Consider the following 25,245-nt stretch of genomic DNA (forward strand, 5'->3'; position numbering starts at 1 on the left):
CGGGCGGGCGCCGCGCGCGGCGCAACGATACGAGACATACGAGACACGACGCGGCGCACGCGCGCCGCACTGAAGACAGAGGATTCACAGCATGGCAAGCCTTTCCATCCGCGACGTGTACAAGACCTACCCGAACGGCGTGCCTGTCCTGAAGGGCGTCGACATCGACATCGAGGACGGCCAGTTCCTGATTCTCGTCGGCGGTTCGGGCTGCGGGAAATCGACGCTCCTCAACATGATCGCGGGCCTCGAGACCGTGACGAAGGGCGAGATCCGGATCGGCGAGAAGGTCGTCAACGACCTGTCGCCGAAGGATCGCGACATCGCGATGGTGTTCCAGTCGTACGCGCTCTATCCGTCGATGACGGTGCGCGAGAACATCTCGTTCGGCCTGAACATCCGCAAGGTGCCGAAGGGCGAGCAGAAGCAGATTGTCGATCGCGTCGCCGCGATGCTGCAGATCGAGCACCTGCTCGATCGCAAGCCGGGGCAACTGTCGGGCGGCCAGCGGCAGCGCGTCGCGATGGGCCGCGCGCTCGCGCGCGATCCGGCGCTGTTCCTGTTCGACGAGCCGCTCTCCAACCTCGACGCGAAGCTGCGCATCGAGATGCGCGCCGAGATCAAGCTGCTGCATCAGCGCCTCGGCACGACGATCGTCTACGTGACGCACGACCAGATCGAGGCGATGACGCTGGGCGACCGGATCGCGGTGATGAAGGACGGCGTCGTCCAGCAGTTCGGCGCGCCGCAGGACATCTACGATTCGCCGTCGAACCTGTTCGTCGCGGGATTCATCGGCGCGCCGCCGATGAACTTCATCAACGGCAAGCTCGTCGAGCAGGGCAGCGGCGTGGGCATCGAGCTCGACACGGGCGCGATGCGCGGCGTGCTGAACCTGCCGTTCGACGCGAAGCGGATGAACGGGCACGTCGGCCGCGACGTGATCCTCGGCCTGCGGCCGGAGCGCATCACCGATGCGCGGAGCGCGCACAACGGCGAGAGCTCGCGCCTGCAGCCCGTCGATGTGACCGTCGACGTGACCGAGCCGACGGGTCCCGACACGCACGTGTTCGCGCAGGTCAACGGCAAGCGGATCGTGAGCCGCGTGCACCCGGCCGCCGATCCGAGGCCGCAGCAGAAGCTGTCGCTGTTGTTCGACGTGTCGAAGGCGGTGTTGTTCGATCCGTCGACGGAGGCGCGGATCGCGTGATTCCGCGCGCGCGGGCTGCGGCGTCGGATGACGGCGCCGCACGCGCGACGCGTGCGCGGCTCGATCGCCGCGCCGATCGCGGGCGAAACCCGAACGGCGGTGAGACGGCAAGGGAGCGGGGAAGAGAAGGGCGGACGTGCCGGCACGGGCCGCCTTTTTTTCGCCTGCGTCGCATGCCGCGAGCGCAGCGAGCGCCGCTAGTGCGGCAGCCGGATGTCGAGCTTGTACGTGACGAGCCGCGCGACGAGGATGAAGGCCGTCGCCGCGAGCACGCTGTAGACGGAATCGAATTGCAGCCACACGAGCAGCAGGTAGATCAAGCAGCCGGCGAACGCGCAAGTCGCGTACGGCCGCGAATCGCGCAGGATCAGCGGAATGTCGTTGCACAGCACGTCGCGGATGATCCCGCCGAGCACGCCCGTCGTCACGCCCATCATCGCGGCGACGAACCACGGCATCTGCGCGTCGAGCGCGATCGACGTGCCGGAGATGCTGAAGATTCCGAGGCCGACCGCGTCGGCGACGAGCAGCAGCCGCTCGGCGGACAGCCGCGACGCCATCCTGAGCACGAGCGGCGCGGCGAGCGACAGGCCGAAGATCGCGATCATGTAGCCCTGGTGCTCGACCCAATAGAACGGGCGCCGCTCGAGCAGCACGTCGCGCATCGTGCCGCCGCCGAACGCGGTCGCGAGCGCGACGACGAACGTGCCGACCGAGTCGAGCCGGTTCTTGCGCGCCTCGACGAAGCCGGAGATCGCGAACGCGAGCGTCGCGATCGCCTCGAGGACGGCGATCGCGAGCGCGAGCCTGGGATGCACGCTGCCGCCCGTCTTGGTTTCGCGCTTAGGCCGGCTGCAATAGCACGAGGACGGCGCCCGCGCCGCCGTCGTGGCCGCGCGCCTGGCAGAACGCGATCACCTCGTCCTTCTGCACGAGCCACGCGCGCACCTTGCCCTTGAGCACCGGCTCCTTGCCGACCGAGCCGAGCCCCTTGCCGTGAATCACGCGCACGCAGCGCAGGCCTTTCTTGCCCGCGTCGCGGATGAATTCGGCGAGCGCCTCGCGCGCCTCGTCGCGCCGCATCCCGTGCAGGTCGAGCTGCGCCTGGACGATCCATGCGCCGCTTCTGAGCTTGCGCACGACGTCTTGGCTCACGCCGGGGCGGTGGTAGTACAGCGTCTCGTCGGTGTCGAGCAGCGTCTCGGGATCGAATTCGTCGGACAAAGTCTCGGACAGCACCGCCTCCTCGTCCTGCTGCGTGTGCTTCGGCACGGGCTCGGGCACCGGACGGCCGCTCGCGGCGCGCGGCGGCGCGGCGAGCGGCTTGATCTCGCCGATCTCGCGGCGAAACAGATCGGCGTCGGCGTTGGCCTGGCGGGCCGCCTGCTTCGCCTGCGCCGCTTCGCGCGCGCGGCGCTCGGATTCGCCGGCGAGCGACGCGCGCAGCGCGCCGAGCCCGGTGAGGCCCTGGCCGCGCAGCGCGGCGGGCGACGGTGGCGGGCTCGCGGGCGCGGGCGCCGGTTCGACCGCTCGTGCGGCGGCTTGCCGCTTCGCGGGGTCGCTCGGGTGAGGCTGGTTCTTCGCCATGATGAATCGAATGCGGGGAAGGGCGGGCGCGCCGACGCTGCGGATTCGCCCGACGGACATGAAAAAGAAAAAGCCGCTGCGCGATGCACAGCGGCTGCGGTGTGTCGGACCCGGCAGGCGGCGCGCGGCGAGACGCCATTGTAGCGCCCGCGCGGCGCGCTTACTTGCGGTCGTGCAGGCTTTCGAGATAGCGCTGCGCGTCGAGCGCCGCCATGCAGCCCGTGCCCGCGCTCGTGATCGCCTGGCGGTAGATGTGGTCCTGCACGTCGCCCGCCGCGAACACGCCCGGCACGCTCGTACCCGTCGCGTTGCCCGACAGGCCGCTGTTCGTGATGATGTAGCCGTCCTTCATCTCGAGCTGGCCCTTGAAGATGTCGGTGTTCGGCTTGTGGCCGATCGCGACGAAGAGGCCCTGCACCGCGACATCCTCGGTCGCGCCCGTCTTCACGTGCTTGACGCGCACGCCCGACACGCCGGAATCGTCGCCCGTCACTTCGTCGAGCACGTGGTCCCACTTGATCTCGACGACGCCTTCCTTTTCCTTCTCCAGCAGGCGGTCGACGAGGATCGGCTCCGCGCGGAACTTGTCGCGGCGGTGGATCACCGTGACCTTCTTCGCGATGCCCGTCAGGTAGAGCGCTTCCTCGACGGCCGTGTTGCCGCCGCCGACGACCGCGACGTTCTGGCCGCGATAGAAGAAGCCGTCGCAGGTCGCGCAGGCCGATACGCCCTTGCCCATGAACGCTTCTTCCGACGCCAGGCCGAGATACTGCGCGGATGCGCCCGTCGAGATGACGAGCGCGTCGCACGTGTATTCGCCCGCGTCGCCGACGAGGCGGATCGGCTTCTCGTGCAGCTTCGCGGTGTGGATGTGGTCGAACACGATTTCGGTGTTGAAGCGCTCCGCGTGCGCGAGAAAGCGCTGCATCAGCTCGGGGCCCTGCACGCCGTCCGGATCGGCCGGCCAGTTTTCGACGTCGGTCGTCGTCATCAACTGGCCGCCTTGCGCGATGCCCGTGATCAGGAGGGGCGACAGGTTCGCGCGGGCCGCGTAGACGGCCGCCGTGTAGCCGGCGGGGCCGGAACCGAGAATCAGGACTTTCGCGTGTTTGGGCGTGGACATGTGCAGGATCCGTAAAAAGCGGCCGGCCGGGCGGATGACGCTGCCGGGCGGCCCGTTGCGAGCGGGATACCGTCGCAGATGGGTGCAAAGCTCGCATTATAAAGGGCTGTCTGCTGCGCTGCCGAATGGACTTTTCAATCGACGCGATAGCTTCGCGCGGCGCCAACTGTGGTAACGCGTGCACATTCCCGGCGCGAGTCGGCGGGGCGTTACCGTCATTTACACTTGGCGCGGCGGCGCAGCGTTTACAATAGATCGGATCGAACGATCGGCCGTCCTGCCGCGCGCAGGCCGCCTCATCGCCCTCTTGACGGATTCATGGCAAAAGCACCTTACACCGCTCAGGCCCAAGCGCTGCCGCATCGCATGTCGCGCCTACTGACCGAGATCCGCTGGATTCTCCAGGTCGCGCTGCTCGCGTTCCTGCTGATGGCGCTCCTGAGCTACAGCCGGCGCGACCCGAGCTGGACCCACGCCGCGCAGGTCGACCACATCGCGAATTGGGCAGGGAGGGTCGGCGCGTGGACGGCCGACATCATGCTGCTGCTCTTCGGCCTTTCCGCGTATTGGCTCATCGTGCTGCTCGGGCGGCGCGTCGCCGCGAATTATCGGCGGATCACCCGCCACGACACGCTGCCGGACGAGCCGGCACGGCCGGCGGGCTGGCTCGCCGAGGGCTTCGCGTTCGTCCTCGTGCTGCTCGCGAGCGACGGCATCGAGGCGCTGCGGATGTGGTCGCTGAAAGTGCAACTGCCGCGCGCGCCGGGCGGCGTCGTCGGCGAGGCGCTCGCGCGCGGCGTGTCGCACGCGTTCGGCTTCACGGGCGGCACGCTCGCGCTGCTGATCGCGCTCGCGATCGGGCTGTCGCTGTATTTCCGTTTTTCCTGGCTGTCGGTCGCCGAGCGCGTCGGCGATGCGATCATCAACGCGTTCACGCTCGCGAAGCTGCGCCGCGAGGCCGAGCGCGACCGCAGGCTCGGCGAGGCCGCGGCCGTCAAGCGCGAAGGCAAGGTCGAGGAGGAGCGCGTGCGCATCGAGGAGCACGAGCCCGTCACGATCGTGCCGCCCGTCGTCACGCCGGCGAAGTCCGAGCGCGCGGAGAAGGAGCGTCAGCAGCCGCTCTTCACCGATCTGCCGGGCGACTCGACGCTGCCCGCGATCTCGCTGCTCGATCCCGCGCCGACGTCGCAGGAGACGATCTCCGCCGACACGCTCGAATTCACGTCGCGCCTGATCGAGAAGAAGCTGAAGGATTTCGGCGTCGAGGTGAGCGTCGTCGCCGCGTACCCGGGCCCCGTCGTCACGCGCTACGAGATCGAGCCCGCGACGGGCGTGAAGGGCAGCCAGATCGTCAATCTGTCGAAGGATCTCGCGCGCGCGCTGTCGCTCGTGTCGATTCGCGTCGTCGAGACGATCCCCGGCAAGAACTACATGGCGCTCGAGCTGCCGAACCAGCGCCGGCAGACCGTGCGCCTGTCAGAGATCCTCGGCTCGGAAGTCTACGCGGACGCGCCGTCGATGCTCACGCTCGGCCTCGGCAAGGACATCGGCGGCAAGCCGGTTTGCGCGGACCTGGCAAAAATGCCGCACCTGCTCGTGGCCGGCACGACGGGCTCGGGCAAATCGGTTGGGATCAACGCGATGATCCTGTCGCTGCTCTACAAGGCGAGCGCCGAGCAGGTGCGCGTCATCCTGATCGATCCGAAGATGCTCGAAATGAGCGTCTACGAAGGCATTCCGCATCTGCTGTGCCCGGTCGTCACCGACATGCGCCAGGCGGGCCACGCGCTCAACTGGACGGTCGCCGAGATGGAGCGCCGCTACAAGCTGATGAGCAAGCTCGGCGTGCGCAATCTCGCGGGCTACAACAACAAGATCGAAGACGCGAAGAAGCGCGAGGAGAAGATCCCGAATCCGTTCAGCCTGACGCCGGACGATCCGGAGCCGCTCGGCCGGCTGCCGAACATCGTCGTCGTGATCGACGAGCTGGCCGATCTGATGATGGTCGTCGGCAAGAAGGTCGAGGAGTTGATCGCGCGGATCGCGCAGAAGGCGCGCGCGGCGGGCATTCACCTGATCCTCGCGACGCAGCGCCCGTCGGTCGACGTGATCACGGGCCTCATCAAGGCGAACGTGCCGACGCGGATCGCGTTCCAGGTGTCGTCGAAGATCGATTCGCGCACGATTCTCGACCAGATGGGCGCGGAGTCGCTGCTCGGCCAGGGCGACATGCTGTACCTGCCGCCCGGCACCGGGCTGCCCGTGCGCGTGCACGGCGCGTTCGTGTCGGACGACGAGGTGCATCGCGTCGTCGAGAAGCTGAAGGAGCACGGCGAGCCGAATTACGTCGAGGGGCTCCTCGAAGGCGGCACGGCGGACGGCGACGAAGGCTCGGGCGCGGGAACGGGCGATGCGAACGGCGAGTCTGATCCGTTGTACGACCAGGCGGTCGAGGTCGTCATCAAGAACCGGCGCGCGTCGATCTCGCTCGTGCAGCGCCATCTGCGGATCGGCTACAACCGCGCGGCGCGCCTGCTCGAGCAGATGGAGCAGTCCGGGCTCGTGTCGGCGATGTCGTCGAGCGGGAATCGCGAAATCCTCATGCCCGCGCGCGATGCAGATTGAATTCGCGCCGACGCCGTCGGTCGAACGCGCGCCGGCCGTCTACGGAGAAAACCTCAACATGCAGCATCAGTCGTTGGCAGTTCACCCCGCTTTTCGCGTCGCGCCGAAGCGCACGTTCGCGCGCACGCTGCGCGCCGCGCTCGCGGGTGCAGCGCTCGCGCTCGTCGCGTCGCACGCGTTCGCGAGCGGCACCGAGCAGTTGAAGGCGTTCGTCGCGAAGGTGCACGCGGCGAAGGGCGATTTCACGCAGCAGATCGTCAAGGCGCCGTCGAAGGCGGCGAGCGGCGCGGTGCCGACCGTGAAGCCGACCGACAACTCGAGCGGCAGCTTCGTGTTCTCGCGGCCCGGCAAGTTCATCTGGACGTATCAGAAGCCATACCAGCAGGTGCTGCAGGCCGACGGCGACAAGCTCTACGTGTACGACAAGGATCTGAACCAGGTCACCGAGCGCAAGTTGGCGGGCGCGCTCGGCGCGAGCCCCGCCGCGATCCTGTTCGGCAGCAACGATCTCGAGAAGAACTACACGCTGCGCGACGCGGGCGAGAAGGGCGGGATCGACTGGCTCGAGATGGTGCCGAAGGCGCAGGACACGCAGTTCCAGCGGATCGGCATCGGCTTCAGGAACGGCGTGCTCGCCGCGATGGAACTGCACGACGTGTTCGGCAACGTGACGCTGCTCACGTTCTCGAACATTCAGACGAATCCGCCGCTGAAGGCCGACCAGTTCAAGTTCGTCGTGCCGAAGGGCGCGGACGTCGTCACCGGCTGAGCGCGGCCGGGGTGCATCGACCGACGACCGGGCCCGCCAGCGATGGCGGGCCCGGTTCGTTTGGGCGCGCGCCACGTCGCGTCGCTGCCTCGCGCGCCTAGCCGCCGCGCCGCTGCCCGGCCCGCCGTGGCAGCGGGCGGCGCGGCTGTCATAATGTCCGGTCCGGCGGCGAACGCTTGCCGCCATCGTTTTTCGTGGGAGCCAAGGTCCATGTCCGACCTGTTTGCAGTCGAACCGCGCCGGCCGCTCGCCGAGGCGCTGCGCCCGAAGACGCTCGCCGACGTGATCGGCCAGACGCATCTTCTCGGCGAAGGCAAGCCGCTCAGGCTCGCGTTCGAATCGGGCAAGCCGCATTCGATGATTCTCTGGGGGCCGCCCGGCGTCGGCAAGACGACGCTCGCGCGCCTGACCGCGCTCGCGTTCGACTGCGAGTTCATCGCGCTGTCCGCCGTGCTGGGCGGCGTGAAGGACATTCGCGAGGCGATGGAGCAGGCGCGCGACACGCTGAACCGCACCGGCCGCCACACGATCCTGTTCGTCGACGAGATCCACCGCTTCAACAAGGCGCAGCAGGACGCGCTGCTGCCGTTCGTCGAATCGGGGCTCGTCACGTTCATCGGCGCGACCACCGAGAATCCGAGCTTCGAGGTGAACTCGGCGCTCTTGTCGCGCGCGCAGGTGTACGTGCTGAAGTCGCTGACGGAAGACGAACTGCGCCAGTTGCTCAAGCGCGCGCAGGACGCGGCGCTCGAAGGGCTCGCGTTCGACGACAAGGCGGTCGACACGCTGGTCGGCTACGCGGACGGCGACGCACGGCGCTTCCTGAACCTGCTCGAGCAGGCGCAGACGGCGGCAACGTCCGCGGGCGTGACGACGATCGACGCGGCGTTCGTCGAGAGCGCGATGACGATGAATGCGCGCCGCTTCGACAAGGGCGGCGACAACTTTTACGATCAGATCTCCGCGCTGCACAAGTCGGTGCGCGGCTCGAGCCCGGACGGCGCGCTGTACTGGTTCTGCCGGATGCTCGACGGCGGCGCCGATCCGAAATACCTCGCGCGGCGGATCGTGCGGATGGCGTGGGAGGACATCGGCTTGGCCGATCCGCGCGCGATGCAGATCGCGAACGACGCGGCCGGGACGTACGAGCGGCTCGGCTCGCCGGAAGGCGAGCTCGCGCTCGCGCAAGCCGTGCTCTACCTTGCGTGCGCGGCGAAGAGCAACGCCGGCTACAACGCGTACAACGAGGCGATGGCGTTCGTGCGTCAGGACAAGTCGCGCGAGGTGCCGGTGCATCTGCGCAACGCGCCGACGAAGCTGATGAAGGAGCTCGGCTACGGCCACGCGTACCGCTATGCGCACGACGAGCCGAACGCGTATGCCGCGGGCGAGACTTATTTGCCGGACGGGATGCGCGAGCCGCGCTGGTACAAGCCGGTGCCGCGGGGGCTTGAAACGAAGATCGCGGACAAGCTCGCGTGGCTGCGCGAGCTGGATCGCGACGCCGGCAAGAAGGATTAGCGGCGGCCGCGGCCGGCTGCCCGTTCAGCGCTTGCGCGCGGGCTGCTTCTTCCAGTAGTCGAACGGCTCGTGATGGCAGTCGATGTCGAGCTCGGCGACGCGCGCTTGCAGGCTCGATTGCGCGTCGGCGACTGCGAGGTTGTAGATCGCGGGCCCGATTTCCTGGACGAAGAAATGCAGCAGCGCGCCGGCCTGGATGTTGCCGATCGGCTCCTCCATGTTTTCGGTGAAATAGCGTTGCAGCGACGCGATCGCGCGGTCGCGCACGTCCTTGTCCAGTTCGATGCCCATCGTTTCTCCGTGTCGACCAGAGTTAGCGCTTTAGCGCTTACTCTGGTCCCATGCACCGCAGTCGACGAGAGTTAGCGCTTTAGCGCTTACTCGGGTCCCATGCGCCGCGGTCGACCAGAGTTAGCGCTTTAGCGCTTGTTCAGGTCCCATGCACCGCGGTCGACCGGGGTTCGCGCGCCAGCGCTCGCTCCGGTCCCATGCTTCGCAATCCGGTCCCATGCAAAGCGGCTTCGCGGCGCGCGGCACGCATGCCTGAAACGCGATACTGCCACGAACAGCGGTCCGTTTGCGACGCCGGCCGTCCGGCCGACGCCGTGGCGGTCGCGCGGTGCGTTAGAATTCTCCTCTTACACAACGATTCTCCTGTCCTCCCATGCTCGACATCCAGTTGCTGCGCAAAGACCTCGACGGCGTCGCGAAGCGCCTAGCCGATCGCGGCTACACCCTCGACGTCGCCGCGTTCTCCGCGCTCGAATCGGAGCGCCGCGCGATCCAGACCCGCACCGAAGAGCTGCAGGCGCGCCGCAACAGCCTCTCGAAGCAGATCGGCGCGATGAAGGGGCGGGGCGAGGACACGTCGGCGGTGATGGCCGAAGTGGGCGGCATCGGTGACGAGATGAAGGCGTCGGCGGTGAAGCTCGACGAGATTCAGGCACGTGTGTCCGATCTGATGCTGCAGATGCCGAACCTGCCGCACGAAAGCGTGCCGGTCGGCCGCGACGAAACGGAGAACGTCGAAGTGCGCCGTTGGGGCACGCCGCGCCAGTTCGATTTCGACGTGAAGGACCACGTCGACGTCGGCGCGCCGCTCGGCCTCGATTTCGAAACGGGCGCGAAGCTGTCGGGCGCGCGCTTCACGGTGCTGCGCGGTCCGATCGCACGGCTGCATCGCGCGCTCGCGCAGTTCATGCTCGACACGCACACGCAGCAGCACGGCTACAGCGAAATGTACACGCCGTACATCGTCAATCCCGACGTGCTGTACGGCACGGGCCAGTTGCCGAAGTTCGCCGACGACATGTTCCGCGTCGAGAAGGGCGGCGCGGAGAATACCGTCACGCAATACCTGATCTCGACGTCCGAGATCTCGCTGACGAACACCGTGCGCGATTCGATCGCCGAGGCGTCCGCGCTGCCGATCAAGCTGACCGCGCATTCGCCATGCTTTCGCTCGGAGGCGGGCTCGTACGGCCGCGACACGCGCGGGATGATCCGTCAGCACCAGTTCGACAAGGTCGAGATGGTGCAGATCGTCGCGCCGGAGGCGTCGTACGCGGCGCTCGACGAGATGGTCGGCCATGCGGAGGCGATCCTGCAGAAGCTCGAGCTGCCGTACCGCGTGATCACGCTGTGCACGGGCGACATGGGCTTTGCGGCGGCGAAGACGTTCGACCTCGAAGTGTGGCTGCCGGCGCAGAACACGTATCGCGAGATTTCGAGCTGCTCGAACACCGAATCGTTTCAGGCGCGCCGGATGCAGGCGCGGTTCCGCAACGCGCAGGGCAAGCCGGAACTCGTGCACACGCTGAACGGCTCGGGTCTCGCGGTCGGCCGCACGCTTGTCGCGGTGCTGGAGAATTACCAGAACGCCGACGGCTCGGTGACGGTGCCGGTCGCGTTGCGGCCGTACATGGGCGGCGTCGAGCGGATCGATGCGCCGTCGAACGCGGCCTGAGCGGGCTTCCGAGCGGCTTCGAAAAATATTTGAGAAAAAACTTGGAAGTCGGCAAAAGGGTGTTCTATAATCTTCGCTTCGCCGGGACGACCTACCGGTGAGCGAAAAAAGGAAAGGTGGCAGAGAGGTCGAATGCGCCGGACTCGAAATCCGGTATACGGTTATACCGTATCGTGGGTTCGAATCCCACCCTTTCCGCCAGATGAGAGAGCAATCTCGGATTGCTCTTAAGGAAGCGCCGGATTCTATGGAAGAATCCGGCGTTTTTTTATGCCATACGAGCATCGATTACGCCGGAGTTTCCGCTCAAGAACAGGAAACGCGTGCGCGGATCGAAGCGTCGGCGAAGACCGGCGTCGACGCATTCCACAAGAAAAACGGCTCCGCGCAACGCTGCGACGACCCGTTCCAGACACGCTCCCCAGAAATCTCAAGCGTGGCGACATGCTAGCCGTCTACCAGCTCGACCGCATTGCGCGGTCAAACACTTGCTGAGCAGCATCGATGGGATGCGGGAACGCGGCGCGGGATTTTGAGAGCCTGGCCGGGCGCATCGACACCAGTTCCCCCGCCGATGAGTACCGCGTCGCCATCCTTCACGCTGAGCGACGATTCGAACTCGCGCGTGTTCTTCGTCGGCGAATTACTGACGCCGGTCGTCGTGCGCACGAAATCGTTTATCTCCTTTGTCACAGTCAAGCCGATCATGCTCGCCTGAGCGGTTGGCTGAACCGGGAAGATCGCGTCTTCATTCCGATACTTCAGGCTCCATGCCGGCGCGCGCCGGCGCGCCGGGATACGGCGCGGCACCACGATCGGCGCCGATTGCTCGACGTTTCAACATGTCAACGCATACCTGCCTCGATCGCACGCGCAGATTCGGCGAAGTCACAACCTTGAGTCGCGAATCGCGATTCAATGCCGCAATCGCGGCTTCGAACCTACCCGCAAGCAGCCGTGTCACGTTCGAATCATCGCCGACGCGGCCCGCGCCGACGAGGCGCGAGCCCCCGACGCATCCACCCAAGAGACTCAGCGCAAACCGGAACGCGGAGTCGTGATTCGCTTGCTCAGTAACCTCATGCGCCCGCGGCTTTGCCGTCGTCGTTGTAACGTCGCGCGTCGACGAAGCGCCCGGCTTTGCACCGCGCCGGCGCCACGAGTTTTCCATGCGACAGAGCGATGATGCAGGGGCGACTTTCGGTCTCCCTATCATTTCTGGTAGTTGCACCGCCAATTCGATTGCGAGCCCAATGAGAAGAGAGGGCGATGCGTCGGCGATGCGACTGGCCGACGCTTGTCGCCCTCGCCAGAGGTTCTAAATGTACGTGTACTCGGTAAAAGGAGAATCACATGAACATCAATGGAACTTATAAATCCCAGGACGGCGCTTTCACGTTGACGATCGCCAACGCAAACGAAGGGAACGGGACATTCGGCGGAAGCTACGTTTCGAAATACACGCCGCAGGGGCAGCAGACCTTCGGCGTGCTCGCCGGAATCTGGAACTACGTGGGCAACGTGACCACGCCCAACAGCATCGCGTTCATCGCGAATATTCGGCCTGCCAACTGGCCTTATTGCATTCAGGACACGTGGAGCGGCGTCATGACTCAGCAAGGGCAGATTTTGCTGAACGGCGTTCGCTCATATCTGAACGCAGACGGCACGTACGTGCTGTCCTCGTTGGGAACGATGCCCTTTAGCGCCCAATAGGGCGGGGCGTGCGCCCGACGCAACGCGAGGTGGCGGTTCGCCCGTGCGCCGCAGCTGTTGGTTCCGGGCGGAAGCCGGCCCGCCGCAAGCCGACTGCGCACGCGGCCCCCTGCGTTGCAAGTGGAAAGCCCGCGACGTTGCGGGCTTTTTCATACCCTACGCGGCTTTGCGCCTTCGGGAACCGCCGGATTTCCGTGCCGCAGCCGCTCGATGCCCCTGCATCCATGGGGCAGGGCGCTTCGGGCCCGGACGGATGCGCGTCGTTTCGTTCCGCGTCGGCCCGCCGATGAGCGCGGCGTTGCCGTTACCGACGCGGCTCGCCGGTTCGGGCATTCGGCGCGGACGTGCGCGGCCGTGCGCATGGTCGCCCTCGTGTCGGCGGACCGGTGAGGCGACGTCCGCGCCCGTGCGACGCGACAGCCGGCAGATCGGTTCATCGCATATTGCTGCGCTGCCGCATAAGCGCGAAATTGCGCGCGATATCGTGCTTATCGACGACATTTCGCAGCCATTCGAAAATTACGATTTGACTCATGCCCCGCTTTCGGTTGAAGCTAACGGCTTGCTGTCCGAAGGGGGCTGTGCCTGCATGAGTTCGACCTTGACTGTTCGTCGTATTGCCGCGGATCAAGGCGGCGTGTATCGCGAACTGCGCGCCGCCTCGCTGCGCGAGCCCTATGCGAGCGGCGAGACGCCGGAAGCCGAGCTGGCCGTCGACGCCGCGAGAGCGGCGGCGATCGCGCAGCAGCGCGCGACGTCCGACGAATCGACCACGTTCGTGTTGTACACCGAAGGCCATCCGGCCGGCATGATCGGCGCGTATTTCGACAGCACGCCCGCGCGTCGCGCGTTCGTGAGCGAGCTGTGGGTCGCGCACGCGGTGCGTCACCTGCGCGGCGGCGTGCTGCTCGTCGACACGGCGCGCTCGTGGCTCGCGTCGCGCGGCGCCGTCGAGATCTGCGCGTGGATCGCCGACCAGAACCGCAGCGCGATCCGTTTCTACGAGCACGTCGGCTTCGCCGACACCGGCGAGCGGGCGCCTATCACCCGCGTGCCCGGCGCGATGAAATCGCTGTTTGTCTGGCGCGAGCACGCGTAAGCGGCGTGCGAACCGATCCCGTTCCCTCCTTGCCGCGCCCGGACCGGGCGTCGCGGGCGGGCGCCGCGCCGCGCGGGCGCCCGGCGCGCCCGAAAATGATGGCCCCCGGCGTGGACGCCTGTAAAATACGCAAAATTTTTTTGCAGGACGTCCATGTCGCTTAAAAAATCGCCATTCTTCGAACTGCGCAGCGGTTCGGTCGACACGTTGCTGTTCATCGTGAAAACCGCCGACCTCGATGCGTTGCGCGCCGAGTTGGTCAAGCGTTTCGAAGCGACACCCGAATTTTTTGCGGACGACGTCGTCGCGATCGACGTGCGGCGGCTCGCGGACAACGAACGCGTCCCGCTCGACGAAATTCGCCGGATGCTGAACGACGTGCGGATGCGGACGATCGGCGTGGTCGCGCAGCCCGGCCAGCACGCATGGGCGGCGGGCGGGGACTTGCCGCTTCTCGAGGCGCGCGACCGGCGCGCGTCGGCGCCGAAGGCGGCGGACGACGCGCCCGCGCAGCCGGCGGAGCAGGACGCGCCAGCCGCCGGGCAGGCCGCGCTCTTCGCCGAAGCCGGCCCGTCCGGCGTCGAGGCGCCCGCGCAGTCGGCGAGCGCCGCGCCCGCCGCCGCGCCGCAATCGGCGACGCTCGTCATCGACAAGCCGCTGCGTTCAGGACAACAGATTTACGCGAAGGGAGATCTCGTGGTGCTCGGCCCGGTCAGTTACGGCGCCGAGGTCATCGCGGAAGGCAACATCCACATCTACGCGCCGTTGCGCGGCCGCGCTCTCGCGGGCGTGCACGGCAATCACGACGCGCGCATCTTCTGCACGTGTCTCGAACCGGAGCTGATCTCGATCGCGGGTATCTATCGGACCACCGAGAACCCGCTGCCGGCCGACGTGCTCGGCAAGTCGGTGCAGATCCGGTTGGAACAGGAAAAACTGATGATCGAACCGCTGCGCCTCACGTAACACGCGTGGCGCGGCAATCGGGTCGGTCGGTCCTCATTGACGAACACAGGGTAGGTAAATGGCAAAAATCATCGTGGTGACTTCGGGCAAGGGCGGCGTGGGCAAGACGACGACGAGCGCGAGCTTCGCTTCCGGTCTCGCGCTGCGCGGTCACAAGACGGCCGTGATCGATTTCGACGTCGGTCTGCGCAATCTCGACCTCATCATGGGCTGCGAGCGCCGCGTCGTCTACGATCTCGTCAACGTGATCCAGGGCGAAGCGAACCTGAACCAGGCGCTCATCAAGGACAAGAAGTGCGAGAACCTGCACATCCTGCCCGCGTCGCAGACGCGCGACAAGGAAGCGCTGACGCGCGAGGGCGTCGAGAAGGTCATCAACGACCTGATCGCGATGGATTTCGAATTCATCATCTGTGATTCGCCCGCGGGCATCGAGTCGGGCGCGCTGCATGCGATGTACTTCGCGGACGAGGCGCTCGTCGTGACGAACCCGGAAGTGTCGTCGGTGCGCGACTCGGACCGCATCCTCGGCATCCTGTCGTCGAAGACGAAGCGCGCGACGGAAGGCAAAGATCCGATCCGGGAGCACCTGCTCATCACCCGCTACAACCCGAAACGCGTGACCGAAGGCGAGATGCTGTCGCTCGACGACATCAGCGAGATCCTGCGCATCAAGCTGATCGGCGTCGTGCCGGAGTCCGAAGCAGTGCTGCACGCGTCGAACCAGGGCCTGCCCGCCGTCCACCTCGACGGCACCGACGTCGCGGAAGCCTACAAGGACATCGTCGCGCGCTTCCTCGGCGAGGACAAACCGCTGCGTTTCACCGACTATCAGAAGCCGGGCCTGCTGCAGCGCCTCTTCGGCTCCAAGTAACGGAGGCGCGTCATGTCGATTCTGTCGTTTCTGCTCGGTGAAAAGAAGAAGTCCGCGGCCGTCGCGAAGGAGCGCTTGCAGCTCATCATCGCGCACGAACGCGTGGGCGGCCGCCCGCCCGCCGATTATCTGCCTGCGCTGCAAAAGGAACTCGTCGCGGTCATTTCGAAGTACGTGAAGATTTCGAACGATGACATCCGCGTGAGCCTCGAGCGCCAGGACGATCTGGAAGTGCTCGAAGTGAAGATCGAGATTCCGCAAGCCTGACGCATTTCCCGCCTCATCGCGCGCGGTGCGTCGCCGCCGCGCGCGGCCTTACTTCTCGTTGCACTTTCGGGCCTCCCGTAACGCAGCGCCTGTCCGCCGTTACGCCTTCCCGAGCATTGAATGGATACGCTCTCGTCGCGTATTCAATCACATTCTCGGAGGCAAGGATGTCTTTCTCTCTTCATCGTGTCGCGCTGCCGTTCGTCGTCGCGGGCGCGGGCCTTTGCGCGCTCGCCGCGCCGCTCGCCGCGAGCGCCGGCGAGATCATCGTTGCGCAGGCGGCGCCCGGCGTCGTCGTCGAGCCGGCCGCCGCGGAAGTCGTCGTCGTTGCGCCGAGCGCGCCGCCGCCCGTGCGCTACGAGGTCGTGCCCGAGCCGCGTGTCGGCTATGTGTGGGATCGCGGCCACTGGCGCTGGGATCACGGCCGCTACGTGTGGATCGCCGGGCATTGGGAAGCCGAGCGCGTCGGCCTGCACTGGGAGCCGGGCCACTGGGCGCAGCGCGGGCCGGGCTGGGTCTGGATTCGCGGCCACTGGGCTTGAGGAGGGCCGGGCGATGAAACGAACCTTGTTCGCGCTTGCGCTCGTCGCGCTGACGCTGGCCGGCTGCGTCATCGTGCCGGCGCGGCCGGTGTACTACCGGCCGGCGCCCGTCGTGATCTATTGAGCCGGGCGATGCGGCGGCTCGCGATGCGGTGCGCCGTTCGACTGCGGCGGGGAGGCGTCGGCGCGCGCCGTCGGCTCGCCGTCTGCGTCGAGCGCCGAAGCCGAGTCCGCTTGCGCGAGCGGGGCCGCACGCGAGGCGTCGGCCTCGCTCGCCGCATCGGCGGCGTGCGTCGCGGCATTCGCGCCGCCGAGCTTTTCCATCGTCGCCGTATCGTTCGCGTCGGCGGCCGGCGTGCCGTCGTCGCGCAGCGTATCGAGCGGATCGGCGGGCGCCGACTCGGCGTCTTCGGGCATCTTGAGCGCCGTGATGCCGGTGTGCGCGGGAGCGGCGGCGGCGGGCGCGGCCGCCGCGTGCTTCGGCTGCGGCGGCTTCAGATAGCGCTCGGCGAGCGTTTCGTAGAGGGGCGGCACGAACAGGCGCGACACGCGGCTCGCGATCAGCGCGGTCGCCATCAGCGAGATCACGAGCGCGTGGCCGTTGATCATCTCCATCACGATCACGAACGACGTGATCGGCGATTGCGTGACGGCCGCGAGATAGCCGACCATCGCGAGGGCGATCAGCATCGGCAGATGCATCCCGCTGAACACGTAGTGCAGCAGATTGCCGAAGCCCGCGCCGATCGACAGCGACGGCGCGAAGATCCCGCCCGGAATCCCGGGCAGATACGACGCGACCATCGAAGCCATTTTGAGCAACGGATACAGGACGGGCAGTTGTTCGCGGCCGTCGAGGAGCCCGCGCGCCTGCGCGTAGCCGCTGCCGAACGTCGTGCCGCCGGATGCGACGCCGACGGCGGCGATCGCGACGCCGCACGCCGCCGCGAACACGATCGGACGCTCGCGGTAGAGCGTCAGCAGCCGCGCGGGCAGCCAGCGGCCGGTGTTGAGCAGCAGCCAGCCGAACAGGCCGCCTGCGACGCCCGTGACGAGCGCCGTGAGCAGCACGGCGGGCGCGAGCATTTTCGGAAATTGCTGGCCGATGTCGATCGTGCCGAAGTACGTGTAGTTGCCGTTCATGCCGAGCGCGATCACGCCGGCGATGATGATCGCGGTGATGAGCACGCCGCTCGCGCGCGCCGAGAAGCTGCGGCTCAACTCCTCGATTGCGAACACGATTCCCGCGAGCGGCGTGTTGAACGCCGCGGACAGGCCCGCCGCCGCGCCCGCGAGCACGAGCTGCCGTTCGATCAGCGCGTTCGAGCGCGGGTAGAAGCGGCGCAGGTTGAACATCAGCGATGCGCCGATCTGCACGGTCGGCCCTTCGCGGCCGATCGTGAAGCCGCCGACGATGCCGAGCCACGAGATCAGGATCTTGCCGAACAGGATGCGCAGCGTTAGCAACCGCGAGCCGAACGCGCTAGGCTGTGCGTGCAGCGTGGCGATCACCTGAGGAATCCCGCTGCCTTCCGCGCCGCGAAAGAAGCGGCGCGTGAGCCAGACGGACAGCGCGGCGACGGCGGGCGTCAGCAGGAACGGCAGCCACGGGCGGCCGCGCTCGAGCGTGCGGAATGCATCGTAGCCCCAATCGATGAGCCGCGCATACATGACGGCCATCAGGCCCACCGCGATCGCGCCGAGCCAGAACACGCCGTACTGGCGCCAGATCCGCTGCGTGCGGCGCGTGAGAGTTGGAATCAGGCGAGGGCGTTGCATGGGCAGTGATGCGAGCAAAAACGAAATTATAAGGAGCGCAATGCATGGCCGCGACGACGTCGAGTGATCGTAATTTGATTGTAATTTTTGTCTTCTGCGATTCGATCTAATTAGAATGCCAAACTAACAAGCTGGAGACATCCACATACAAATGAAACGTATTCTCATTGTGAAGGTGACATCGCTCGGCGATGTCGTGCAGACGCTGCCCGTCGTCGCGGACATCCATCGCGCGTTTCCGGGCGTGCAGGTGGATTGGGCCGTCGACGAATCGTGCGCCGACGTCGTGCGCTGGAGCACCGGCGTGAGCCGCGTGCTGTGCGCGCCGCTGCGGCGTTTCAAGAAGGCGCGCAGCCGCGCGGACCTGCAGGTGATCGCGGCTTCGATCGGCGAGCTGCGCGCATACCGTTACGATGCGGTGATCGACCTTCACGGAGTCTACAAGAGCGCGATCATTTCGTTTCTCGCGCGCGCGCGCCGGCGCTACGGCTACCGGAATCAGGATCTCGGCGAGCTCGGCGCGATGTTCGCGTACAACGGGCGCTTCGGCCCGCGCCCCGCTTGCGATGCGTGGCACGGCATGCGCGTGAGCGCCGGCGAGGCGCTCGGCTACGAGCCGCAGGGCCGCGCCGATTACCTGCTCGAAGTGCCGCCGGAGTCGCGCGAGCCGCATACGGCGCCGCTCGCGGCGCACGCGGAGCCGGCCGGGCCGTATGCGCTGTTCTTTCACGCGACGTCGAACGACGACAAGCGCTGGCCGGCCGATCACTGGGGCGCGCTCGCGCGCGAGATGCTCGCCCGCAGGCTGCACGTGCTGCTGCCGTGGGGTGGCGAGCACGAGCGCGAGGAGGCGCAGCGGATCGCCGCGCACGCGCCGGGCGCCGTCGTGCTGCCCAAGCTGACGCTCACGGACGTCGCGCGCAAGATCGATCGCGCGACGCTCGTCGTCGGCGTCGATACCGGCTTCGTTCACATGTCGCACGCGCTCGAGAAGCCGACCGTCATGATCTTTCGCGCGACGTCGCGCCAGCATCTGGGCGTGGGCGGCGCGCCACAGTCGCTGTCGATCGGGGACGAAGGCTCCACGCCGAGCGTCGACGACGTGCTCGGCGCGGTCGAGCGCGTCTATCCGGCGGGCACGATGGAGGAGCCGCGGCGCGTCGCCGCGATGTAGGCGTGCGCGGGCATGCGCGGCCCGTTCGCCGGGCGCGGCGCGCTCAAGACATCAGTAATTCGAACGCGATCACGGCCGCAATGGCCGCGAGGTTCGCGGCGAGCGCTTCGAGCGCGATGCCGAGCCAGCTTTTCGGCCTGAAGTGCGCGGCAAGCAGCAGCGCGCCGCCGAGCGACAGCGCGAGAATCAACACGAGATCGGAGTTCTGCAGGCGAATGAGGTCCATCGCGGCGGCTCCTGTCGGCTGATGCCGAATGCGTCGCGCTCGCCGCGCTGCGCGGCAGGCGTTCGTCCATCGAGTATAGGCACGGCGACGCGTAACGAAAACGCGGCCGGCCGCCGCTCGTTCGACGCGGGCGGGGGGGCACGATCCGGATCGCGCGGCCCGCCCGTCGCTCGCGCGTTCAGGTCAGCTTCGCGTCGCGCGTCTCGCGCATCAGCAGCACGCCGACGAGGCTGATCGCCGCCGCGACCGACACGTAGCCGCCTACCCACGCGAGCCCGCCGCGCGCGGCGAGCAGCTGCGCGATGTACGGCGCGATCGACGCGCCGAGAATGCCGCCCAGGTTGTACGCGACGCCCGCGCCCGTGTAGCGGACGTTGGTCGGAAACAGTTCCGGCAGCAGTGCGCCCATCGGCGCGAACGTCACTCCCATCAAGAACAGCTCGATCGTCAGGAACAGCGCGACGAGCGCCGTCGAGCCGCTGCCGAGAAGGGGCGCCATCGTGAAGCCCGACAGCAGCGCGGCGATCGAGCCCGCGATCAGCACAGGCTTGCGGCCGAAGCGGTCGGCGGCCGCGGCGGCGAGCGGCGTCGCGAGCGCCATGAACAGCACCGCGAAGCACAGCAGGCCGAGAAAGCTCTGGCGCGAGAAATGCAGCGTCGCGACGCCGTACGACAGCGAGAACACCGTCGAGATGTAAAAGAGCGTGTAGCAGACGACCATCGCGAGCGCGCCGAGCAGCGTCGGCCGCCAGTGGTGCGCGACGAGCGCGGCGATCGGCACGCGCACGCGCTCGTGCCGGTCGAGCGCGGCCTGGAATGCGGGCGTCTCGGCGATCTTCAGGCGCACGTACAGGCCGACCGCGACGAGCGCCGCGCTCACGAGAAACGGAATGCGCCAGCCCCACGAGCGGAACTGCTCGTCGGACAGCGTGAGCGCGAGCGCGAAGAAGAGGCCGTTCGATGCGAGAAAGCCGATCGACGGGCCGAGCTGCGGGAACATCCCGAACCAGCCGCGCTTGCCGGCGGGCGCGTGCTCGGTCGCGAGGAGCGCGGCGCCGCCCCATTCGCCGCCGAGGCCGATGCCCTGGCCGAAGCGCAGCACGCAGAGCAGCACCGGCGCGAGCGCGCCGATCGCGTCGTAGCCGGGCACGAGGCCGATCGCCGTCGTCGACACGCCCATCACGAGCAGCGACGCGACGAGCGTCGATTTGCGGCCGATCCGGTCGCCGAAGTGGCCGAACAGGAACGAGCCGATCGGCCGCGCGATGAACGCGATGCCGAACGTGACGAACGCGGACAGCGCCTGCGCGGTCGCCGAGCCGTGCGGGAAGAACACGGGACCGATCACGAGCGCGGCGGCCGTCGCGTATACGTAGAAGTCGTAGAACTCGATCGCCGTGCCGATGAAGCTCGCGAACACGATGCGCCGATGGCTCGTCGTGCCGGCTGCGCGCGGCGCGGCGGCGGAAGCGGAAAGACGGGTATCCGACATGCGGGTCTCCGGTTGTGGCGGTACGACGCCCGGCGGCTCGCGCATCGCTCGTCGCGCGCGAGCGGCGGCCGTCGCTCCTTGATTCGAATCGAGAGTCGGGTGCGACGCGAAGCGGGCGGCGCATGCCGGCGGTTCGCGCGCGGCCGTGCGACGGCGCACGCCATGCCCATGCGGGCCTTTGCGTGCCCGCGTGTCGTCGATGCGTGGCGCGGCTTGCCGGATAGGCGCGACGCGCTAGCGGGCCTTGCGGCCGAACGGGGTGCGGGAAATTATAGCGACGCGGGCGCGAGCCGTCGCGCCGCGTGCGGCGGCGCGCGGGCGGACGGGAACGGCGGTTCGCGCCCGCGTCCGGTTCAGTTGAGCGTCTGCGCTTGCGGCGCCGCTTTCGTGCGCAACTGGAACTGGCCGTTGTCGTTGAAGAGCCAGCTTTCCATCAATTCGACCTGGCCGCGCCCGTCGAGCATCTTCGCGGGCGGCGGCGGCAGCGGCGCGGCGCGGCGCAGCGACGCGAGCGCGATGCCTTCCGCTTCGTCGTCGCCGTTGCTGCGATAGACGGCCGATTTCACGAGCTGCCCGTTGCGATCGACGGTGAACGCGACGACCACGAGCGAGCGCAGCATCGCCTGGGGCGTGCCGCGCAGGATGCGATCCGAATTGCGATTGGCGATGCGCTCGGCGACGGCCGCACGGTATTCGGTGGCGCTCATCGACGGCACGCTCGGCACGACGACTGCGCCGTGCGGCGGCGGCAGCGTGATCGTGCATGCGGCGAGCGCGGCCGCGCACGCGGACAACACCGCGCCGCGCCATGCGGTTCGGATTCGGACGGAGTCGGAGCGCGTCGTCATGATCGCTTCCCTGGGGATCGGCGGAGCACCGATTTCATGATAGGTCCGCGCGCTCGGCGGTGCATCGGGACAAACGATCGACGTGATCGCGAGAACCGGTTCGCCCCCGCCGCGTAATCGCTCCGTTCGCGGTGGCGGCCGCGTTTGCGCTCGCGGCGTAAGGCAATTGTCGCCGCGGCGATGTCGACGAGGCGGTGACGTGGAGCCGCCTCGCGTCGCCGCCGATCGAGCGCCGAATCGTGTGCTCGCGGTCGCATCGATCGAGAGGTTTCTTCAAGCCGCTATCGGCGGCAGCCGGAAGTTCGTGCTGGTGCGAGCGATGTCCGAAGCGATATCCGATGCGCGCCCTTCGACAATGCGACGATGCGATATGGCGGCGCTCGCCGTGCCGCGCGATTTCGCCGTCGAACGGAGCGAATCTGCGCGGCTTGTTCGATCCGCGCCGCGCTCGAAAGCGGGTTTTCGACCGGCACCGTCGCGCCGAACACGAAACGCATGCGCTCACGCCGGCGGTTTCGTCGGCGAAGCCGCGACGCATCGGCACCGGCACCGGCATCGGCTGCGGCTTCGGCTTCGGCATGCGCGATGCGCGATGCGCGATGCGCGTTGATCGCCTTTCCCGATCCGTAATAGGATGGCCCATCCTCGATTGTCCACCAACGAAGAGAGCGCAATGGAAGACTGGAAATTGCCCTGGACGGGCGGATGCCGCTGCGCAAGGCTGCGCTTCGAGATCACCGCACCGCCGCTGCTGACGATGGCGTGTCACTGCACCGGTTGCCAGAAGATGAGCGCAAGCGCCTTCTCGCTGTCGATGGCGATTCCCACGCAGGGTTTTCGCGTGACTGAAGGCGAGCCGGTTGTCGGCGGCCTGCACGGCGAGCAGATCCGTCACCGGCATTGTGACTGGTGCAAGAGCTGGGTGTTCACCGAGCTCGAACCCAGCATGGGATTCGTCAACGTTCGCCCGTCGATGCTCGACGATTTCGGATGGTTCACCCCTTACGTCGAGACCTATACCAGCGAGGCGCTGCCTTGGGCGAGGACCGGCGCGATGCACGGTTTCGCGACGTTTCCGCCGCTCGAGGATTATGGCCCGATCGTCGCCGAGTTCGCGCGGAAGGGGCCACGCCCTGGGCGATAGGCGGCACATCATGGGCCGCCGCCGGGAGATCGATGCGAGGTTCTCATCCCGTGCGGCGCGCGACGGGAATCGTCGCGCTCGTGCTCGGTGGCTTCGCGGCGCGATGCGCGAGCCGAGGAACCGCCGCGGAGAGCGAGCGATTCGCGATAGAGGCTCGTTGCTCGTTCGCGAAGGACGGTCTTCCCGAATTCGCGGTCGATCGTTTCCGGTTCGTTTCCGATGTGTTTCCTGCGGCCTCGAATCGTTTCGCACGTCGACGTCGCCATTGTGTTGCGAGCCCCCGGCCGGAGTTTGCTGATCGCGCGCGCAACGCGGACATGCGCGTTGCGCGAAGAACGCATTCGCAGGCGTGCCGATCAGTGCGGCGAAAGCCCCAGCGTTCGTGTCGCAGGCGATCGCGCGCCAGCGCGACGACGGAAACGCCGCGCGGGGCGCAAGCGCCCGAGCCGCTCACCGGGAATCGCGTGGCGGCCGGGCGCCGAACGCTCGTCCGCGCCGCCTTCACTCGCGCCTATTCGCAACGTTTCATCTTCAGGACGCGCGAAACCTGACCAGTCGTGAACCCGCTGTTGCGCACAAAAGGCGTGCAGTCGAGCGGTGCGGTCAACGATTCGCTGACGGCAAACAGGCCGATGAAACGAAACGCGTCCGTCTCCATCTTGATGAACACGGGAATGGCGCCGCCCTGATTGGCGAGCGTCCTGCCGGCGGCTCTTGCCGAAGCGCTGCCGTCGCAGATAATGACATCGGGCGCTTGCGGATTGAGATCCGTCCGCAGGCAGGCGGCGACGACCTTGCCGTTCTTCGTGGGCAAAAACGCCTGCTTGCTGCCGCCGCAGGCCGTGTGGATGAATTCGCGCGTGTAGTTCTTGTTGATTTCAAACATGTCGATGCTCCAGATTCGTCGAATGCAATGCATGCGAGCGGGCATGCCCGTGAATCAAAATCGCTCGAGCCGTCCGGCGCGTGTTGCGGCGATGCACATGTTGCCTCTCACGCGTTCGGCGACGCGCGCTCGAAATCAGGATCGCCGGCTCGGCCGCCCGACGCTCTCCCGCGGGATCAATTCGCTCAGGATGCGCAGCAGGACTTTTCCTTTCCGCGTGATCGAGAACTTGGGCGCGCCCTTTTCCCGATCGATCAGTTCCGCCAGCCCTGCGTCGCGGAGCATCGTCATGTCGAGCGTTCCCCGCTCGATTTCGACGGGCGCATGTTCGAGCAGCATCAGCGCCGCCATTTCATGCGCGCTCAGCCGCGGCATGTTCGCCGGCACCGAATTTCCATGGAACTCGTTCATCAGCAATCCTTTCTTCAACACGCATGGCGCACATGCGTATCGCATCGTTCGCCACGCGCAAAACGATGCGAAGTCCGAAGGGGCGGGCGAAGAGCAGGAGCCGCGTCGTGTCGACGGTCGGCCCGTCCCGGCTCTCGGGATTCGGCCCGGGCGCGTCGACGCCGTCGGAAGGCCATTGCCAGATATCGGCTCGATGGCGACGTGCCGCGCCTCGGAACGCGGGCATCGTGCGCGCGTTGCGGTTTCCGCGAGCGAACGCAGCCCCGCATGGCGCGCTGCCGCCGGAGTTGCGGCAGCCGGGCCATTCCTGCGGGCCGAAGGACACTCGGGAAGGGTAGCTAGCGGCGCGCACCGCCCGCCTTTCGGCAGGACGATGGCTCGAGGAAAAGAGCTTGCGTCCTGCCTGTCAGGTAGCGATGCAACTTGGGGGACGAGGACATCGGATGGTCATGTCGCCGGCTCTCGGTTGGATTACGGTTGATATTTTATTGAGCCGCGATCCGGTGACAAGTAAAAAGGTCGTAAAGGAGGATGGGTCGGCGCGCTTGTCGATGCGTGTTCCGCGCGTAGCGCGGGGCGGCGGAATGTCGAGAGCGCGATGCAGGCGCGCGCGCTCGGCCGTCGCCGCGGCGCCGCCACGTTCGCGCCGGCGCGCCTCACCGACACGCGGCGCATCGCATCCGGACGAATCATCGTGGTCCGCACGCGGTCGCGGCATCGCCGACGGTGTGCGTTCACGGTTGAAGAGAGGCGATGGCGTGCCTCTTGCGAATCCGCACGCCTTGCGGATGCCGCTTTCCGTCACCTGCAATCAGGCGCGGGAGAATGCGCATCCGTGTATTCAGGCATTCACGACTTGAGCGCGGGAGCGCTAGCGCTCAGGCGTCCCGTCGAAAGATCGCGAATTCTCGCTATCCATTCTTGATTGAGCTCCGAAACGTGAACGGCTATGCATGGCGAGATTCGTGGTGGTCCAACGCCGAACGCCGAACGCCGAACGCCGAACGCCTCCGAATCCGA

The 25,245-nt window shown here is 67.1% G+C and carries 25 protein-coding genes, 1 tRNA gene and 1 pseudogene; 15 read left to right on the forward strand and 12 right to left on the reverse strand.

The window, feature by feature from the left end; genetic code table 11:
- The first annotated feature begins 91 nt into the window (after nt 1–91).
- Nucleotides 92–1,210, forward strand: coding sequence for a sn-glycerol-3-phosphate ABC transporter ATP-binding protein UgpC (ugpC, locus tag WT60_RS05780; RefSeq protein WP_038745718.1), 1,119 nt, complete (start codon nt 92–94; stop codon nt 1,208–1,210).
- A 197-nt stretch (nt 1,211–1,407) separates the two neighbouring features.
- Here ugpC and WT60_RS05785 read toward each other — a convergent pair whose 3' ends face one another.
- From WT60_RS05785 to trxB, 3 genes are all read right to left on the reverse strand, one after another.
- Nucleotides 1,408–2,028: a trimeric intracellular cation channel family protein gene (locus tag WT60_RS05785; RefSeq protein ID WP_038745717.1), complete on the reverse strand. Its 621-nt coding sequence runs from the start codon at nt 2,026–2,028 to the stop codon at nt 1,408–1,410.
- Nucleotides 2,029–2,053: 25 nt separating this feature from the next.
- Entirely contained in the window at nt 2,054–2,797 is a 744-nt protein-coding gene (locus WT60_RS05790; RefSeq protein WP_038745715.1) for a Smr/MutS family protein, read from the reverse strand.
- A 160-nt stretch (nt 2,798–2,957) separates the two neighbouring features.
- Entirely contained in the window at nt 2,958–3,920 is a 963-nt protein-coding gene (trxB, locus tag WT60_RS05795; protein WP_038745713.1) for a thioredoxin-disulfide reductase, read from the reverse strand.
- 318 nt (nt 3,921–4,238) lie between these two features.
- Here trxB and WT60_RS05800 point away from each other — a divergent pair, with 318 nt between their 5' ends.
- The 3 genes from WT60_RS05800 (at nt 4,239) to WT60_RS05815 (ending at nt 8,835) form a co-directional block, all read left to right on the forward strand.
- Complete coding sequence (locus tag WT60_RS05800) at nt 4,239–6,545, forward strand: DNA translocase FtsK (RefSeq protein ID WP_038745711.1); 2,307 nt, start codon at nt 4,239–4,241, stop codon at nt 6,543–6,545.
- Between the two features lie 58 nt (nt 6,546–6,603).
- A complete protein-coding gene (lolA, locus tag WT60_RS05805) occupies nt 6,604–7,314 on the forward strand; it encodes an outer membrane lipoprotein chaperone LolA (protein WP_038745826.1) in 711 nt (236 codons plus the stop codon).
- A gap of 210 nt (nt 7,315–7,524) precedes the next feature.
- Nucleotides 7,525–8,835, forward strand: coding sequence for a replication-associated recombination protein A (locus tag WT60_RS05815; RefSeq protein ID WP_060355554.1), 1,311 nt, complete (start codon nt 7,525–7,527; stop codon nt 8,833–8,835).
- A gap of 24 nt (nt 8,836–8,859) precedes the next feature.
- Here WT60_RS05815 and WT60_RS05820 read toward each other — a convergent pair whose 3' ends face one another.
- Nucleotides 8,860–9,126, reverse strand: coding sequence for a DUF2164 domain-containing protein (locus WT60_RS05820; protein WP_038745708.1), 267 nt, complete (start codon nt 9,124–9,126; stop codon nt 8,860–8,862).
- Between the two features lie 373 nt (nt 9,127–9,499).
- On the opposite strand from WT60_RS05820, the gene serS reads away from it, so the two are divergent.
- From serS to WT60_RS33435, 3 genes are all read left to right on the forward strand, one after another.
- A complete protein-coding gene (gene serS / locus WT60_RS05825) occupies nt 9,500–10,801 on the forward strand; it encodes a serine--tRNA ligase (protein WP_038745706.1) in 1,302 nt (433 codons plus the stop codon).
- A 110-nt stretch (nt 10,802–10,911) separates the two neighbouring features.
- A tRNA-Ser gene (locus tag WT60_RS05830) sits at nt 10,912–11,002 on the forward strand.
- A 46-nt stretch (nt 11,003–11,048) separates the two neighbouring features.
- The gene (locus WT60_RS33435) at nt 11,049–11,252 is read left to right on the forward strand and encodes a hypothetical protein (RefSeq protein WP_145986738.1); all 204 of its coding nucleotides are present in this window, start codon (nt 11,049–11,051) and stop codon (nt 11,250–11,252) included.
- Between the two features lie 29 nt (nt 11,253–11,281).
- On the opposite strand, the gene WT60_RS33440 is transcribed toward WT60_RS33435, so the two are convergent.
- The gene (locus WT60_RS33440) at nt 11,282–11,614 is read right to left on the reverse strand and encodes a hypothetical protein (protein WP_145986739.1); all 333 of its coding nucleotides are present in this window, start codon (nt 11,612–11,614) and stop codon (nt 11,282–11,284) included.
- 540 nt (nt 11,615–12,154) lie between these two features.
- Here WT60_RS33440 and WT60_RS05835 point away from each other — a divergent pair.
- Nucleotides 12,155–12,517, forward strand: a complete 363-nt coding sequence (locus tag WT60_RS05835; protein ID WP_038745704.1) for a hypothetical protein — start codon at nt 12,155–12,157, stop codon at nt 12,515–12,517.
- A gap of 436 nt (nt 12,518–12,953) precedes the next feature.
- On the opposite strand, the pseudogene WT60_RS35075 reads toward WT60_RS05835, so the two are convergent.
- Nucleotides 12,954–13,148 (reverse strand): annotated as a pseudogene (locus WT60_RS35075) (hypothetical protein); the annotation flags it as partial.
- Here WT60_RS35075 and WT60_RS05840 point away from each other — a divergent pair.
- From WT60_RS05840 to WT60_RS05860, 5 genes are all read left to right on the forward strand, one after another.
- A complete protein-coding gene (locus tag WT60_RS05840; RefSeq protein WP_317135469.1) occupies nt 13,080–13,616 on the forward strand; it encodes a GNAT family N-acetyltransferase in 537 nt (178 codons plus the stop codon). The pseudogene WT60_RS35075 and the gene WT60_RS05840 overlap by 69 nt on opposite strands.
- A gap of 153 nt (nt 13,617–13,769) precedes the next feature.
- Nucleotides 13,770–14,582 (forward strand): septum site-determining protein MinC, encoded by an 813-nt coding sequence (gene minC, locus WT60_RS05845; protein WP_038745700.1) that lies wholly within the window; start codon nt 13,770–13,772, stop codon nt 14,580–14,582.
- 58 nt (nt 14,583–14,640) lie between these two features.
- Nucleotides 14,641–15,456 (forward strand): septum site-determining protein MinD, encoded by an 816-nt coding sequence (gene minD, locus WT60_RS05850; protein ID WP_038745698.1) that lies wholly within the window; start codon nt 14,641–14,643, stop codon nt 15,454–15,456.
- 12 nt (nt 15,457–15,468) lie between these two features.
- Nucleotides 15,469–15,723, forward strand: coding sequence for a cell division topological specificity factor MinE (gene minE / locus WT60_RS05855; RefSeq protein WP_004186076.1), 255 nt, complete (start codon nt 15,469–15,471; stop codon nt 15,721–15,723).
- Between the two features lie 167 nt (nt 15,724–15,890).
- A complete protein-coding gene (locus tag WT60_RS05860; RefSeq protein WP_060355555.1) occupies nt 15,891–16,265 on the forward strand; it encodes a YXWGXW repeat-containing protein in 375 nt (124 codons plus the stop codon).
- Nucleotides 16,266–16,382: 117 nt separating this feature from the next.
- Here the strand turns inward: WT60_RS05860 and WT60_RS05865 are convergent, their stop codons facing one another.
- Nucleotides 16,383–18,044, reverse strand: a complete 1,662-nt coding sequence (locus WT60_RS05865; protein WP_060355556.1) for a chloride channel protein — start codon at nt 18,042–18,044, stop codon at nt 16,383–16,385.
- A 151-nt stretch (nt 18,045–18,195) separates the two neighbouring features.
- Between WT60_RS05865 and waaC the strand changes: the two genes are divergently transcribed.
- The gene (gene waaC / locus WT60_RS05870; RefSeq protein ID WP_060355557.1) at nt 18,196–19,218 is read left to right on the forward strand and encodes a lipopolysaccharide heptosyltransferase I; all 1,023 of its coding nucleotides are present in this window, start codon (nt 18,196–18,198) and stop codon (nt 19,216–19,218) included.
- 43 nt (nt 19,219–19,261) lie between these two features.
- Here the strand turns inward: waaC and WT60_RS05875 are convergent, their stop codons facing one another.
- From WT60_RS05875 to WT60_RS05885, 3 genes are all read right to left on the reverse strand, one after another.
- Complete coding sequence (locus WT60_RS05875) at nt 19,262–19,444, reverse strand: hypothetical protein (protein ID WP_038745688.1); 183 nt, start codon at nt 19,442–19,444, stop codon at nt 19,262–19,264.
- 178 nt (nt 19,445–19,622) lie between these two features.
- Nucleotides 19,623–20,936, reverse strand: coding sequence for an MFS transporter (locus tag WT60_RS05880; RefSeq protein WP_038745824.1), 1,314 nt, complete (start codon nt 20,934–20,936; stop codon nt 19,623–19,625).
- A gap of 353 nt (nt 20,937–21,289) precedes the next feature.
- Nucleotides 21,290–21,784 carry a TonB family protein gene (locus WT60_RS05885; RefSeq protein ID WP_038745686.1) on the reverse strand — a complete coding sequence of 165 codons (495 nt, stop codon included), beginning with the start codon at nt 21,782–21,784 and terminating at the stop codon, nt 21,290–21,292.
- 721 nt (nt 21,785–22,505) lie between these two features.
- Between WT60_RS05885 and WT60_RS05895 the strand changes: the two genes are divergently transcribed.
- Nucleotides 22,506–22,928, forward strand: a complete 423-nt coding sequence (locus tag WT60_RS05895) for a GFA family protein (RefSeq protein ID WP_197422278.1) — start codon at nt 22,506–22,508, stop codon at nt 22,926–22,928.
- Between the two features lie 511 nt (nt 22,929–23,439).
- Here WT60_RS05895 and WT60_RS05900 read toward each other — a convergent pair.
- Together WT60_RS05900 and WT60_RS05905 are read right to left on the reverse strand one after the other, a co-directional pair.
- Nucleotides 23,440–23,814 carry a hypothetical protein gene (locus WT60_RS05900; protein WP_038745680.1) on the reverse strand — a complete coding sequence of 125 codons (375 nt, stop codon included), beginning with the start codon at nt 23,812–23,814 and terminating at the stop codon, nt 23,440–23,442.
- 135 nt (nt 23,815–23,949) lie between these two features.
- Nucleotides 23,950–24,225, reverse strand: a complete 276-nt coding sequence (locus WT60_RS05905) for a hypothetical protein (protein ID WP_060355563.1) — start codon at nt 24,223–24,225, stop codon at nt 23,950–23,952.
- Nucleotides 24,226–25,245 lie beyond the last annotated feature (1,020 nt).

Origin of the sequence: Burkholderia sp. MSMB617WGS (assembly GCF_001532025.2) — a bacterium.
Lineage (GTDB): Bacteria > Pseudomonadota > Gammaproteobacteria > Burkholderiales > Burkholderiaceae > Burkholderia > Burkholderia savannae.

Excerpts from the sequence above, each read along its gene's own strand:
- ugpC (WP_038745718.1), top strand. The coding sequence starts at position 92 with ATGGCAAGCCTTTCCATCCGCGACGTGTACAAGACCTACCCGAACGGC.
- WT60_RS05790 (WP_038745715.1), bottom strand. The coding sequence starts at position 2,797 with ATGGCGAAGAACCAGCCTCACCCGAGCGACCCCGCGAAGCGGCAAGCC.
- trxB (WP_038745713.1), bottom strand. The coding sequence starts at position 3,920 with ATGTCCACGCCCAAACACGCGAAAGTCCTGATTCTCGGTTCCGGCCCC.
- WT60_RS05800 (WP_038745711.1), top strand. The coding sequence starts at position 4,239 with ATGGCAAAAGCACCTTACACCGCTCAGGCCCAAGCGCTGCCGCATCGC.
- lolA (WP_038745826.1), top strand. The coding sequence starts at position 6,604 with ATGCAGCATCAGTCGTTGGCAGTTCACCCCGCTTTTCGCGTCGCGCCG.
- WT60_RS05815 (WP_060355554.1), top strand. The coding sequence starts at position 7,525 with ATGTCCGACCTGTTTGCAGTCGAACCGCGCCGGCCGCTCGCCGAGGCG.
- WT60_RS05820 (WP_038745708.1), bottom strand. The coding sequence starts at position 9,126 with ATGGGCATCGAACTGGACAAGGACGTGCGCGACCGCGCGATCGCGTCG.
- serS (WP_038745706.1), top strand. The coding sequence starts at position 9,500 with ATGCTCGACATCCAGTTGCTGCGCAAAGACCTCGACGGCGTCGCGAAG.
- WT60_RS33435 (WP_145986738.1), top strand. The coding sequence starts at position 11,049 with ATGGAAGAATCCGGCGTTTTTTTATGCCATACGAGCATCGATTACGCC.
- WT60_RS05835 (WP_038745704.1), top strand. The coding sequence starts at position 12,155 with ATGAACATCAATGGAACTTATAAATCCCAGGACGGCGCTTTCACGTTG.
- minC (WP_038745700.1), top strand. The coding sequence starts at position 13,770 with ATGTCGCTTAAAAAATCGCCATTCTTCGAACTGCGCAGCGGTTCGGTC.
- minD (WP_038745698.1), top strand. The coding sequence starts at position 14,641 with ATGGCAAAAATCATCGTGGTGACTTCGGGCAAGGGCGGCGTGGGCAAG.
- minE (WP_004186076.1), top strand. The coding sequence starts at position 15,469 with ATGTCGATTCTGTCGTTTCTGCTCGGTGAAAAGAAGAAGTCCGCGGCC.
- WT60_RS05860 (WP_060355555.1), top strand. The coding sequence starts at position 15,891 with ATGTCTTTCTCTCTTCATCGTGTCGCGCTGCCGTTCGTCGTCGCGGGC.
- WT60_RS05865 (WP_060355556.1), bottom strand. The coding sequence starts at position 18,044 with ATGCAACGCCCTCGCCTGATTCCAACTCTCACGCGCCGCACGCAGCGG.
- waaC (WP_060355557.1), top strand. The coding sequence starts at position 18,196 with ATGAAACGTATTCTCATTGTGAAGGTGACATCGCTCGGCGATGTCGTG.
- WT60_RS05875 (WP_038745688.1), bottom strand. The coding sequence starts at position 19,444 with ATGGACCTCATTCGCCTGCAGAACTCCGATCTCGTGTTGATTCTCGCG.
- WT60_RS05880 (WP_038745824.1), bottom strand. The coding sequence starts at position 20,936 with ATGTCGGATACCCGTCTTTCCGCTTCCGCCGCCGCGCCGCGCGCAGCC.
- WT60_RS05885 (WP_038745686.1), bottom strand. The coding sequence starts at position 21,784 with ATGACGACGCGCTCCGACTCCGTCCGAATCCGAACCGCATGGCGCGGC.
- WT60_RS05900 (WP_038745680.1), bottom strand. The coding sequence starts at position 23,814 with ATGTTTGAAATCAACAAGAACTACACGCGCGAATTCATCCACACGGCC.
- WT60_RS05905 (WP_060355563.1), bottom strand. The coding sequence starts at position 24,225 with ATGAACGAGTTCCATGGAAATTCGGTGCCGGCGAACATGCCGCGGCTG.